The organism is Roseateles sp. (assembly GCF_036404855.1).
Classification (GTDB): Bacteria; Pseudomonadota; Gammaproteobacteria; order Burkholderiales; family Burkholderiaceae_C; genus Pelomonas.
On record NZ_DASWYS010000065.1, the window covers coordinates 1 to 13,016 of the forward strand.

Here is a 13,016-nt window from a genome sequence, read left to right on the forward strand (position 1 = left end):
AGCGCGAAATCCAGGCTGGCCTGCGGCGGGAAATAGGAGCGGAAGGCGTTCTGGTCGACGCTGAACTTCTGCAGCTTGACGCGCTCGCTGTAGAAGGTGGCATCCCAGCGCTCGACCTTGGTCTGCTCAAGCGGCGCGCCGACGTGCTGGGCCTTGGCGGCGCGGAGCTCCTGCAGCTCGGCCTTCTCGCGCTCGTTGACGGCGCCGGTCACGGCGTCGAGAAAGCGCGTGGCCGTCGCGCCGTCCTTGGCCATGCGGCGGCGCAGGTTGAAGTCGACATAGTTGTCGAAGCCGAAGAGCTTGGCGTACTCGCCACGCAGCGTGACGATCTGCGCCAGCAGGTCGAGGTTGGCCTGGCCGCCTTCGTTGGTCTTGGCCAGCCACATGCGCTGGCGTGCTTCGCCGCTCTCGGCCAGGCGCATGACGGGCACGTAGCTCGGGTAGTCCACGCCTAGCAGGATGCGGCCCTGGTCGTCGCGCTTGGCCTTGGACCACACGCTCTCAGGCACCCCCTTCAACTCGGCCTCGGTGAAGGCCACGCGGGTGCCGGCATCGCGAATGTTCTTGTTGAACTGCTGGTCCAGCTCGGTCAGCTTGTCCAGGATCTGCTTGGCGCGCTCGCGCTTGGCCTTGGGCAGGGCGACGCCGCTGTCCTCGAACTGGCCCGAGGCCAGGCGCACGAATTCGGCATCGATGCCGTCCTTCTTGGGAGCCTTCTGCAGCGCTCGGTAGACCTTCTCGTTCTGGCCCAGGCTGGAACCAAAGTCGGCCCAGCGCAGCGAGCAGGCCTGGGCCGCGTCGCGGATGGCCTTGTCGGCATGGACATTCAGGATGAAGTCGTTGGGACCCTGGTGATCTTCGAGGAAGACCACCAGGTTGTCGTAGGCGGCCAGCCAGCCGGCGTCGACCTTGCGCTTCTCCAGCGCGGTGACGCGTTGCCTGGCGCCCTTGAGCCCGTCGTCGCAGCGGGTCTGCACATCAGCGGGGGAGCTGAAGGTCGGAAAGTTCGGGGCCGGCAGCTTGGGCTGGGCCTGGGCGGCAACGGCGGTCAGCGCCAAGGCGGCAAGGGTGGTCAGGACGTGCTTCATCGCGTCTCCTTGTGGGAAGGGCGCGATTCTCTCGGTCCTGCCGCGTTCCGCCGTTCGGCACGCCCCTATTTCTGCAGCAGGGTTTTCACCTGGGCGAGAGCGTTAGGATCATCCAGCGTCGTCAAGTCCCCCGGATCCCGGCCTTCGGCCACGGCCTGCAAGGCCCGGCGCAGCAGCTTGCCGGAGCGAGTCTTGGGAAGCACGCCGACGAAGTGCACCCGCGCCGGGCGGGCCACGGCGCCGAGCTGCCCGTCGACGTGCTTCATGATCTCGCCCTCCAGCGCCAGGCTGGCCTGGGCGGGATCGCGCAGCACCGCGAAGGCGATGGCCACCTGGCCCTTGAGCGAGTCCGCCACGCCCACCACCGCCACCTCGGCCACGGCGGCATGGCTGGAGATGCTCTCCTCGATCTCCCGCGTGCCCAGTCGATGCCCGGCCACGTTGATGACGTCGTCGGTGCGGCCGAGGATGAAGGTGTAGCCGTCCTCGTCTCGCAGCCCCCAGTCGAAGGTGGAATACACCTGCCGACCCGGCACGCTGCTCCAGTAGGTGCGCACGAACCGTTCGTCGTCACCCCAGACGGTCTGCAAGCAGCCCGGCGGCAGCGGGTGCTCGATGGCGAGCACGCCTTTTTGGTTGGCGCCGGTCAATGGCTCGCCCGTCTGCTCGTCGAGCAGCTTCACGTCGTAGCCGTACATGGGAAGCCCCGGCGAGCCGAACCGGGTGGGCACCGGCGCGACGCCGGGGATGTGGTTGGCCACCGTCAGCAGCGGCCAGCCGGTCTCGGTCTGCCAGTAGTTGTCGATGATCGGCACACCCAGGGCGTCGGCGATCCAGCGGCCGGTGGGCTCGTCCAAGGGCTCGCCGGCCAGGAACAGCGCACGCAGAGAAGACAGGTCGTGGCGCTTGAGCAAGGCCGGGTCGTGCTTCTTCAGCACGCGCACCGCGGTCGGTGCGCTGAACATCACGGTGACCTTGTACTTCTCGACCAGGCTCCACCAGACGGCAGCGTCAGGGTTCACCGGCAGGCCTTCGTACATCAGCGTGGCCATGCCGGCGATCAGCGGCCCGTAGATGATGTAGCTGTGGCCCACGACCCAGCCGATGTCGCTGGTGGAGAAATAGGTCTCGCCAGGCTTGCCGCCGAAGATGTAGTCCATGCTGGCGGCCAGAGCTACCGCGTAGCCGCCCACGTCACGCTGCACCCCCTTAGGCTTGCCCGTCGTTCCGCTCGTGTACAGCGTGTAGCTGATGCTGTTGGACTCCAGCCAGGTGACCGGCACGCGGGCACCGGCGTGATGGCTGCGCAGCGCTGCGTAGTCCAGGTCCCGCCCCTCGACCGGCGTGAACGCGGCGAGGCCGCGGTCGACCATCAGCACCTTTGCCGGCTTCTGGACGGCCAGCGAGATCGCCTCGTCCAGCAGCGGCTTGTAGGGCACGACCTTGCCGCCACGGCTGCCTGCGTCGGCACTGACAATGAGCTTGGGCGCCGCGTCGTCGATGCGACTCGCCAGGCTCACCGACGCAAATCCGCCGAAGACCACCGAGTGGATGGCTCCGATGCGGGCACAGGCCAGCATCGCAAAGGCCGCCTCCGGGATCATGGGCATGTAGATCAGCACGCGGTCGCCCTGACCCACGCCCTGGTCGATCAGGATGGCAGCCATGGTCTCGACCTCGGCCTGCAGCTGCGCAAAGCTGTAGACCACCTCCTGCCCGACCTCGGTGGACACCCAGATCAGCGCGGCGTCCTGAGGCCGCGCCGCGGCATGGCGGTCCACGGCGTTGTGGCAGAGATTGGTCGTGCCGCCGACAAACCAGCCCGCGAACGGCGGGCGGCTGGTGTCGCAGATCTGCTGCGGCGGCGTCTGCCAGTCGATGCGACGGGCCTGTTCGGCCCAGAAGGCGTCACGCTCGGTCAGCGAGCGCTGGTGGAAGTCGGCATAGGTCTGCGTCATGTCAGCCAGTGTGCGCAGCAGCCACTGACGTCAGTCTGACCCCGTGGCATCCGTGACAAAATCCAGGGTTACTACCGAGTTCTCGCCCGACGAAGCCGGGGTTTGCCCTGAAAATGGTGGGCTTTACGTCCGCTTTGATTGACGGTGTCGGATGCCCTCTCTAACCTCCGCGCCGCTGTCCCGTTCCCGCTATCGCGACCGCTTGCGGTCCGCCCCTGATCCCATTTCCCGCCCCGAATGTCCCTGGCCCCCGTTGCCCTGCTGAAGCGCCTTGCCTCCGCCTGCCTGCTGGCAGCCGGTTGCGCCGCGCATGCGCAGGGCGTGGCCCATGCCGCGACGACGCCGCCGCCAGGCACGATGACGGGCGCATACGGTCAGAGCCTGCAACAGCAGCAGGCGGCCGCGGACAAGGTCGCCGCCCAACCGGCGATGGCCGCCAAGCATGGGCCGACCCAGGACGCCGTCAGCCGCTTCCTCAGCGAGCGCGGCCTGCTGAACGGCGGCGCCGAACCCAGCGGGTCATCTCGCCTGCTGGCCAGCGTGCGCGACACGGCTTCCGAGCTCGTGCTGTCGGCGATGAACTTCCTCGGTGTGCGCTACAAGCTGGGTGGCAATTCGGTCGAGAACGGCTTCGATTGCAGCGGCTTCACGCGCCACATCTTCGAGATGAGCGTGGGCTTGGTGCTGCCGCGCCGCGCCGACGAGCAGGCCAGGGACAGCAGCCTGGCTGCAATCCGCCGCGACGAACTCAAGCCCGGCGACCTCGTGTTCTTCAACACGATGCGGCGCACCTTCAGCCATGTGGGCATCTACGTCGGCGAGGGCAAGTTCATCCATGCCCCGCGCACCGGCAGTGCCGTGCGCGTGGAGGACATGCGCGACTCCTACTGGGCCAAGCGCTTCACCGGCGCCCGCCGCGCCGACCTGAAGGCGGCAGCGGAAGCGACCGGCCCGCACTGACCGGTCAAGGCGCCGCGGGCCTCAGCCCGCGACCCGCTTGGCCACCAGCGTCAGGATTTCATAGCTCGCGCACAGCTCGCCACGCTGGTTGGTCACGGCAACGTCCCACCCGATGACGCCCTGCGCGGGCTGGTCGTCACGCGGCGGGCGGTCGATCTTGCGCTTGGCGGTCAGGCGCGCCTGGATGGTGTCCCCGATGGCCACAGGCGTCACGAAGCGCAAATTCTCAAGGCCATAGTTGGCCAGCACCGGGCCGGGGGCCGGACTCACGAACAGACCGGCCGCAGCCGACAGCACGAAGTAGCCATGCGCGATGCGCTGGCCGAACGGCGATTCTTTGGCCGCGACCTCGTCGAAGTGCATGTAGAAGTAATCGCCCGACAGGCCGCCGAACGCGACGATGTCGGCCTCGCCCACCGTGCGGCGATGAGTCAGCAGGCTCATGCCGACCTCGACGTCTTCGAAGTAGCGGCGGAACGGATGAATCTCGCTCTCGGTGACGGCACCACCGCGCTGGTACTCGCCGGTGACGGCCGAGATCATCGTCGGCGAGCCTTGCACTGCGCAGCGCTGCAGGTAGTGCTTCACGGCGCGCAAGCCACCGAGTTCCTCACCCCCGCCCGCGCGGCCAGGGCCGCCATGCTTGAGCTTGGGCAGCGGCGAGCCATGGCCGGTGTTCTCCAGCGCGGCTTCGCGGTCCAGCACCAGCATGCGACCATGCCAGGCGGCAAAGGTCGGCACCGCTTGGGCAGCCAGCGCCGGCGTCTTGGTACAGACGGTGCCGACAAGGCTGCCGCGCCCCAAGGTCGCCAGATGCAGGGCCTCCTCGAAGTCACCGTAGGGCATCAGCGTCGTCACGGGGCCGAAGGCTTCGACGTGGTGAGCATCGCTGGCCGCCGAATCGCGCGCCAACAACAGCGTGGGCGCGAAGAAGGCCCCTTCCGCGACGCCCTCGCCCTTGGGCGAGAAACCGTCACGCTCGGACAGCAGCAGCTCGCAGTTCTTCGCCAGCAACGCCACCCGCTCGGCCACGTCGGCCTGCTGGGCCTTGCTGGCCAGTGCGCCCATGCGGACCCCCTCGACAGCGGGGTCGCCCACCACCGTCTTGGACAGGCGTGCCTTCAAGGCGGTGGCGACTGCGTCGACCAGCCGGGCCGGCACGATAGTGCGGCGGATGGCCGTGCACTTCTGTCCAGCCTTGGCCGTCATCTCGCGCGAGACCTCCTTGATGAAAAGGTCGAACTCCGGGTCGTCCGGCGTCACGTCCGGCGCCAGGATGGCGCAGTTCAGGCTGTCGGCCTCGGCATTGAACGGGATGCTCTTCTTCAGCAGGTTGGGGTGAGCCTTCAACATCAGCGCGGTGTCGGCGCTGCCGGTGAAGGTGACGACATCCGCCTCGTCCAGTCGCTCGAACAGGTCGCCCGTGCCGCCGATGATGAGCTGCAGCGCGCCGGCCGGCACCAGGCCCGACTCGACGATCAGACGCACGCAGGCCTCGGCGACATAGCTGGTCGCCGTTGCGGGCTTGACCAGGCATGGCATGCCCGCCAGGAAGCTGGGCGCGAACTTCTCAAGCATCCCCCACATCGGGAAGTTGAACGCGTTGATGTGCAGCGCCACGCCGCGCTTGGGCACCAGCACGTGGCTGCCGATGAAGTGGTTGTTGGGTCCCAGCCGCATGGGCGGGCCTTCGTGCAGCACGTTGCTGCTGGGCAGGTCCTTGCCACCGATGGAGGCGTACGCGAACAGCGTCCCGATGCCGCCCTCGATGTCGATCCAGGAGTCGCTGCGCGTCGAGCCGGTGTGGGCACTGATCGCGTACAGGACTTCCTTGCGTTCCATCAGGTAATTCGCCAGCGCCTTCAGCACGCGAGCCCGATCCTGGAAGTGCGTGCGCAGCAGGCCGGGTAGCGCCGTGCCGCGCGCATACGTCATGGCTTCGGCGAAGTCCAGCCCCTCCTCGTGCGTGTTGGCGACGACGCGGCCGTTGATTGCGCTCGCGAGCGGCTTGGCTGCGCGCTCGCCGACCCAGCGGCCGGCGATAAAGCTCTGAAGTGTGGGAACTGCCATCTCTCTGTCCTCAAGGCCGCGCGCAGCGTCAGCCGTTCATCCAGCGACCGCCGTGGAGCCGGCCTGGCCGGTCCACTGGCAGCCGCCCCCAATTCAGGGGACGCGCAAAGCGCGACGGGGGGTGTTACTTGATCAACTTCCAGGCGCCGTTCTCGATCGTCACCATCACGCGGGCGCGCTGGTCCAGGCCCAGGTGGTCCTGCGGGGACATGTTGAACACGCCGTGCGCGCCGGCGACGTTCTTCACGTTCTCCAGCGCGTCGCGCAGCGCGGCGCGGAAGGCGGGCGTACCTGGCTGGGCCTTCTTCAGCGCCTCGGGCGCGGCGGCGGCGAGCAGCAGTCCGGCGTCCCAGGCGTGGCCGCCGAAGGTGGACACGGAGCCCTTGCCGTTGGCGGCCTCGTACTTGGTGATGTAGTCCATCGCGCTCTTCTTCACCGGATGGTCGGCGGGCAGCTGCGAGGCCACCAGGACCGGACCGGACGGCAGCAACGTGCCTTCAACATCCTTGCCGCCCACGCGCAGGAAATCGTTGTTGGCGACGCCATGCGTCTGGTAGATCTTGCCGGCGTAGCCGCGCTCCTTCAAAGCCTTCTGCGGCAGCGCGGCGGGCGTGCCGGAGCCGGCGATCAGGATGGCGTCAGGCCGGGCGGCGACGAGCTTGAGCACCTGGCCAGTGACCGACGTGTCCGTGCGGTTGTAGCGCTCGCTGGCGACGATGTTGAGCTTCTTGGTCGCAGCGATCTTCTGGAACTCGCCCCACCAGCCTTCACCGTAGGCGTCGGCAAAGCCGATGAAGCCCACTGTCTTGGCGCCGTTGTCGGCCATGTGGGTCATGATGGCCAGCGTCATCATGATGTCGTTCTGCGGCGTCTTGAAGACCCACTTCTTCTTCGCGTCCATGGGCTCGACGATGCGAGCCGATGCGGCCATGGAGATCATGGGCGTGCCGGACTCGGACACTGCGTCGATCATTGCCAGCGAGTTGGGCGTGACGGTGGAGCCGATGACGATGTCGACCTTGTTCTCGGTGATGAACTTGCGCGTGTTGGCGACCGCCGTGGTCGTGTCGGAGGCGTCGTCCAGCACGATGTAGTTGACCTTCTGGCCGGCGATGGTCGTCGGCATCAGCGCAATGGTGTTCTTCTCCGGAATGCCCAGAGAGGCTGCTGGACCGGTGGCCGAGACCGTGACGCCGACATTGATGTCGGCTTGGGCGGCCAGGCTCAACGTGGCGGCCAGGGCCAGGGCGAGTTGCTTGAATTGCTTCATGGGGGTCGTCTCCTCGGTGGGTTATTGAATGAGGGCGGGCTGGCGCAGTTGCACTGCGCCGAGACCGCCGAAGAACAGGTCACTGACCAGGGCTGCGAGCGACTCGTGCGACAACTCGCCATCGGGACGCAGCCAAGTGAAGGTCCAGTTGATCATGCCAAAAAGCAGCATGGTCAACGGCTTGTGCAGTTTGGCATCGCGCAACTCGGGCCTGACGCGGCACAGGGCCGTGGCGAACTCGCCCACGACGCGCCGCTCCACGTCCAGCAGGCGTTCGCGCTCGGCGTCGACCAGGAACTTGATCTCGCTGGTCAGGACGCGGTGCTGGGCCTGGGCATCGGCGTAGGCTCGCGTGAAGCGCTCGATCAGCGCGCGGAGGTGCGCATCGGGCTCCAACTGGCGCGCCTTGACCTCGTCCACCAGCGTCAGCAGCGCATGGACGTGGCTGTCGCAGATCTGCGCCAGCAGCTCCTGTTTGTCCTGGAAGTAGTGGTACAGCGTTGGCTTCGCCACTCCACAGGCCTCGGCGACCTGGTTCATGGACGTGGCGCTGAAGCCCTGCTCGGCGAACAGCCGGGCGGCAGCAGCGAGGATGTCTTCGCGTTGGGCTTCAAATCCGGGGGCGCGTTTTCTGGCCATTTCAGTCGATCAATGCGGGCCGGGCGCCGGGCCGCACCCAGGCCGCCCCGCGCTGACGAAGCGCCTGCGGCTCAATGCCGCAAGCGTCGCCGTCCCCTCGGGGGACCGGCCAAGGTAGTCCTTGGACGAGGGGCGCATTGTTTCAGCGTTCATCGAAGCTGATCACCACACGCTCGGTCAGCGGGTGGGCCTGGCAGCTCAGGATGAAGCCGGCCGCGACTTCGTCCTTGTCCAGCGCGAAGTTCTTGTCCATGCGCACCTCGCCCTCGACAAGCTTGCAGCGACAGGTGGAGCAGACGCCGCTCTTGCACGAGAACGGCACGTCCATGCCTTCACGTGCAGCGGCATCCAGCAGGCTGGGGTCACTGGCATGGAACTCGATCTCCCGCGACAAGCCGTCGCGGATGACGGTCACGCGCGCCTGGGGTGCGTCGCCGGGCTTGACCTCGTGCGGCACCGGCCGGCCGCTCAACGTCTCCGGCGTGCCGAAACGCTCGACATGGATGCGCTCGGCCGGCACACCCGCGCCGCGCAGTGCAGCCTCGGCCTGGTCGTTCATCTCGAAGGGCCCGCAGACAAACACCTCGTCCACGCTGGCGGCCGGCACCGGACCGGACAGAAAGACGCTGAGCTTGCCGGCATCCAGACGACCGCCGTACAGCGGCGCGTCCACGACCTCGCGGCTGAAGACCAGGTGCAGCGACAGCCGCGTCATGAAACGGTTCTTCAAGTCTTCGAGTTCTTCCTTGAACATCGTCGACGCGGTGCGGCGGTTGGCATAGATCAGCGTCGCGCGGGCGCTGGGCTCGCGCTCCAGCAGCGCCGTCAGCAGCGCGATGATGGGCGTGATGCCCGAGCCACCGGCGATGAAGAGCACATGCCGGCCTTCGCCTCGGGCCGCCGGCAGCACGAAGCGCCCCTGCGGCGGGTAGGACTCGATGACGTCGCCAGCCTTGAGCTGCTCATGCACCCAGGTGGAGAAGGCGCCACCGTCGACGCGGCGGATGCCGACCTGCAGGCGGCGGTCGGAACAGATGGAGTAGCTGCGGCGCAGCTCCTTGCCCCCGACGCTGGCGCGCAGCGTCAGGTACTGGCCGGGCTCGAAGCCGAAGCCCTCGGCAGGCGCCTCGAAGCCGACGACCATCGCATCGTCGGTGTCGCGCTCGACCGAGGTCACGCGCAGGGGGTGGAAGTGCAGAGCCATCGTCGGGTCAGATCGGCTTGAAGTATTCGAAAGGCTCGCCGCATTCGATGCAGCGCCACGTCGATTTGCACGCGGTGGAGCCGAAGCGGGAGAGTTGTTCCGTCTTGGCGCCGTCGCAGCGCGGGCACCGCAATCTCGGCACGATGCGGATGGCCTGATCGGCGCTGCACTGCGGCGGCACGATGCCGTAGTGCTGCAGCTTCTCGCGGCCCTCGGGCGTGATCCAGTCCGTCGTCCAGGCCGGCGTGCGCTGCATCGTGACAGTCACGTCGCCGAACTCGGCCAGCGCCGCGCGCACGTCATCGGCGATCAGCTCGGTAGCCGGGCAGCCGCTGTAAGTAGGCGTCAGCACCACTTCCAGACCCGCGTCGGTCTCGCGCAGATCACGCACGATGCCCAGCTCCACCAGGCTGATCGCCGGGATCTCGGGGTCGGGCACGGCGGCCAGGCGCTCGCGAGCGGCGGCCAGGTCCACGAGGTTCACCACACGCCTCCGGGGTAGGTGCGCTGCAGGAACTGCATGGTGCCCAGCATGTGCCCCATGTGCTCGCTGTGAATGCCGTCGATGCCGCGCGGCTGCATCGCGCTGTCACGCGGCAGCGAAAGCGTGGCCTCCTGCATCAGTGTGCCCCAGCGGGCGCGCCATTCGGGCTCCAGGTCCTTCCAGGCCGGGCCGACGCCGTCCACGCCGTCTGAGGCAAACAGCTCGTTGAAGTAAGGCCACAGCACGGCCAGCGCGGCCTGCATGCGTGCACGAGATTCGTCCGTGCCGTCACCCAGCCGCACCACCCAATCCGAGGCATGCTGGCGGTGATAGCGAACTTCCTTCAGCGACTTGGCAGCGATGCCGGCCAGTTCGCCGTCCACGCTGCCCTGCAAGCGCTCATAGAGCAGTTCCAGCCAGATCGAAAGGGCAGCGTTGCGCAGCGTCGTCAGCGCAAAGTCGCGCCCGCCCGCGCCATCGCTGGGGCTGGCCGCTGCATTGGGCAGCTCGACCAGGACGATGTTGAGGTAATCGCGCTCCTCGCGCAGGAAGGCGAGCTGGTCTTCGTCTCGACCGGCGCCTTCGAGCTGGCCCGCGTGCGTCAACAGCGCGCGGGCCTGGCCCAGCAGGTCCAGCGCGATGTTGGACAGCGCCAGATCCTCCTCCAGCACGGGCGCGTGGCCGGACCATTCGGACAGCCGCTGGCTGTGGATGAGGCAGGTGTCCGCAAGGCGCAGGACGTAAGTGGTCTTGGCGTCCATGACGATCACATGTGGTTCAGTTCGTCCGGCAGTTCATAGAACGTCGGATGGCGATAGACCTTGTCGTCGGCCGGCTCGAACAGGCTTCCCTTTTCGGCCGGATCGCTGGCGACGATCTGCTCCGAGCGCACGACCCAGATGCTGGTGCCTTCCTGGCGACGGGTGTAGACGTCGCGCGCCATCTGCACGGCCATGGCCGAATCGGCCGCATGCAGGCTGCCGCAGTGCTTGTGGTCCAGGCCCGCCTTGCTGCGGACGAAGACTTCCCACAGCGGCCATTCGTTTTGCGTGTTGCTCATGTCGTGATCCTTCAGGCGGCCTGCGCCTTCGTGGCTTGCTTGCGTGCATGGGCCAGGGCCGCGTCGCGCACCCAGGCACCCTCATCCCACGCCTTATTGCGGGCGGCCAGGCGCTCGCGGTTGCAGGGACCTTCGCCGCCCACCACACGCCAGAACTCGCTCCAATCGATGTCGCCGAAGTCATAGCTGTCACGCTCGGCGTTCCACTTCAGCGCCGGGTCCGGCACCGTCACACCGAGGATCTCCGCCTGCGGGATGGTCGCATCGACGAACTTCTGGCGCAGCTGGTCGTTGGTGACACGCTTGATGCCCCAGCGGATGCTCTGCTCGGAGTTGGGCGAATCCTTGTCGGCCGGGCCGAACATCATCAGCGACGGCCACCACCAGCGGTTCACGGCGTCCTGCACCATGGCCTTCTGCTGGTCCGTGCCCTTCTGCATCATCACCAGCAGGCTCTCGTAGCCCTGACGCTGGTGGAAGCTCTCCTCGCGGCAGACGCGGATCATGGCCCGCGCATAGGGCGCATAGGAGCAGCGGCACAGTGGCACCTGGTTCATGATGGCCGCACCGTCCACCAGCCAGCCGATGACGCCGATGTCGGCCCAGGTCAGCGTGGGGTAGTTGAAGATGGAGCTGTACTTGGCCTTGCCGGACAGCAGCGCATCCGTCATCTCGTCGCGGCTGGTACCCAGCGTCTCGGCCGCGGCGTAGAGATAGAGGCCGTGACCGCCCTCGTCCTGCACCTTGGCCAGCAGAATCGCCTTGCGCTTCAGCGTGGGCGCGCGCGTGATCCAGTTGCCCTCGGGCAGCATGCCGACGATCTCGCTGTGCGCGTGCTGGCTGATCTGGCGCACCAGCGTCTTGCGGTAGTGCTCGGGCATCCAGTCCTTGGCCTCGATGAAGTCACCAGCATCGATGCGGGCTTCGAAGGCTTGCTCGCGGGCCAGTTCCTCGGCGCTCTTGACGACCTTGGGCTTGGCTTCCCGCGCCATCAGATCCATGGCTTGGGTGTACATGGCAGGGTTCCTTACTTCTTGCGTTGGTCCACAACACGGCGGGCCTTGCCGACCAGCGTGCGTTCGATGGAGTTGTTCGGCTCGACCCGGATGCTCGCCGTCACGCCGATCAGGTTCTTGATGCGTTCGGCCAGACGGCGACCGATACCATCGTCGGCGGCACCAAGCGCCAGCTCGCAGCGGATGAGCAGTTCGTCCAGGTGACCGTCGCGCGTGACAACGAGCTGGTACTGACCACCCAGGCCCTTCTCCTGGAGCACCAGTTCCTCCACTTGCGTGGGGAACAGGTTGACGCCGCGAATGATGAGCATGTCATCGCTGCGACCGACGATCTTGCCCATGCGGCGCATGCTCCGCGACGTGGGCGGCAGCAGGCGCGTCAGGTCACGGGTGCGGTAGCGGATGACGGGCATCGCTTCCTTGGTCAGCGACGTGAAGACCAGCTCGCCCTCGGCGCCGTCGGGGAGCACCTCGCCGGTGTCGGGGTCGATGATCTCGGGGTAGAAATGGTCTTCCCAGATGGCCGGGCCGTCCTTGCTCTCCACGCATTCGCTGGCCACACCCGGACCCATCACCTCCGAAAGTCCGTAGATGTCGACCGCGTCGATGCCGGCGCCAGCCTCGATCTCGTTGCGCATGGCTTCGGTCCAGGGTTCGGCACCGAAGATGCCCACCTTCAGCGATGACTCGCGCGCATCCAGCCCCTGGCGGGCGAACTCCTCGATCAACACCTGCATGTAGCTGGGCGTGACCATGATGATGTCAGGCTTGAAGTCCGTGATCAGTTGCACCTGCTTCTCGGTCTGGCCACCGCTCATGGGGATGACCGTGCAGCCCAGCCGCTCGGCGCCGTAGTGCGCGCCCAGGCCGCCGGTGAAAAGGCCGTAGCCATAGGCCACGTGCACGAGATCTCCTGCGCGGCCGCCAGCGGCACGGATGGAACGCGCGACGAGGTTGGCCCAGGTGTCGATGTCCTTCAGCGTGTAGCCCACCACCGTGGGCTTGCCCGTGGTGCCGGACGACGCATGGATGCGGGCCAGCTTCTCGCGGGGCATCGCGAACAGGCCGAAGGGGTAGTTCGCGCGAAGGTCGTGCTTCGTCGAGAACGGGAACTTGGCCAAGTCGGCCAATGTCTTCAGTTCGGACGGATGAACGCCTTTCTCGTCGAACTTGGCTTTGTAGTGCGGCACGTTGTCGTAGGCGTGCTGCAGGCTCCAGCGCAGGCGCTCGAGCTGCAGGGCCTGCAGCTCGTCGCGGCTGGCGGTTT

The 13,016-nt window shown here is 67.1% G+C and carries 12 protein-coding genes; 1 reads left to right on the forward strand and 11 read right to left on the reverse strand.

The genetic code is table 11. The annotated features are described in order from the left end of the window. The coding region (locus tag VGF12_RS04450; RefSeq protein WP_331174838.1) for a M3 family metallopeptidase at window positions 1-1,088 on the reverse strand (1,088 nt) is incomplete at its 3' end. 65 nt (window positions 1,089-1,153) lie between these two features. Further along, complete coding sequence (locus tag VGF12_RS04455) at window positions 1,154-3,046, reverse strand: propionate--CoA ligase (RefSeq protein WP_331174839.1); 1,893 nt, start codon at window positions 3,044-3,046, stop codon at window positions 1,154-1,156. Between the two features lie 237 nt (window positions 3,047-3,283). Here VGF12_RS04455 and VGF12_RS04460 point away from each other — a divergent pair, with 237 nt between their 5' ends. Further along, complete coding sequence (locus VGF12_RS04460) at window positions 3,284-4,006, forward strand: C40 family peptidase (protein WP_331174840.1); 723 nt, start codon at window positions 3,284-3,286, stop codon at window positions 4,004-4,006. 21 nt (window positions 4,007-4,027) lie between these two features. Here VGF12_RS04460 and paaZ read toward each other — a convergent pair whose 3' ends face one another. The 9 genes from paaZ to paaK form a co-directional block, all read right to left on the reverse strand. Beyond that, on the reverse strand, window positions 4,028-6,076 hold the full coding sequence (gene paaZ / locus VGF12_RS04465) for a phenylacetic acid degradation bifunctional protein PaaZ (protein ID WP_331174841.1): 2,049 nt from the start codon (window positions 6,074-6,076) through the stop codon (window positions 4,028-4,030). Window positions 6,077-6,200: 124 nt separating this feature from the next. Then, window positions 6,201-7,346 (reverse strand): ABC transporter substrate-binding protein, encoded by a 1,146-nt coding sequence (locus VGF12_RS04470; protein ID WP_331174842.1) that lies wholly within the window; start codon window positions 7,344-7,346, stop codon window positions 6,201-6,203. 21 nt (window positions 7,347-7,367) lie between these two features. Beyond that, the gene (locus VGF12_RS04475) at window positions 7,368-7,985 is read right to left on the reverse strand and encodes a TetR/AcrR family transcriptional regulator (RefSeq protein WP_331174843.1); all 618 of its coding nucleotides are present in this window, start codon (window positions 7,983-7,985) and stop codon (window positions 7,368-7,370) included. Window positions 7,986-8,127: 142 nt separating this feature from the next. Continuing rightward, window positions 8,128-9,189, reverse strand: a complete 1,062-nt coding sequence (paaE, locus tag VGF12_RS04480; RefSeq protein WP_331174844.1) for a 1,2-phenylacetyl-CoA epoxidase subunit PaaE — start codon at window positions 9,187-9,189, stop codon at window positions 8,128-8,130. A 7-nt stretch (window positions 9,190-9,196) separates the two neighbouring features. Next, a complete protein-coding gene (paaD, locus tag VGF12_RS04485; protein WP_414709996.1) occupies window positions 9,197-9,676 on the reverse strand; it encodes a 1,2-phenylacetyl-CoA epoxidase subunit PaaD in 480 nt (159 codons plus the stop codon). Continuing rightward, a complete protein-coding gene (gene paaC, locus VGF12_RS04490; protein WP_331174846.1) occupies window positions 9,670-10,434 on the reverse strand; it encodes a 1,2-phenylacetyl-CoA epoxidase subunit PaaC in 765 nt (254 codons plus the stop codon). Before paaC ends, paaD begins: the two co-directional genes overlap by 7 nt. A gap of 5 nt (window positions 10,435-10,439) precedes the next feature. Further along, window positions 10,440-10,733, reverse strand: a complete 294-nt coding sequence (gene paaB / locus VGF12_RS04495) for a 1,2-phenylacetyl-CoA epoxidase subunit PaaB (protein ID WP_331174847.1) — start codon at window positions 10,731-10,733, stop codon at window positions 10,440-10,442. An 11-nt stretch (window positions 10,734-10,744) separates the two neighbouring features. Continuing rightward, complete coding sequence (gene paaA / locus VGF12_RS04500; RefSeq protein ID WP_331174848.1) at window positions 10,745-11,749, reverse strand: 1,2-phenylacetyl-CoA epoxidase subunit PaaA; 1,005 nt, start codon at window positions 11,747-11,749, stop codon at window positions 10,745-10,747. Window positions 11,750-11,760: 11 nt separating this feature from the next. Further along, on the reverse strand, window positions 11,761-13,016 hold a 1,256-nt coding region (gene paaK / locus VGF12_RS04505; protein ID WP_331174849.1), incomplete at its 5' end, for a phenylacetate--CoA ligase PaaK.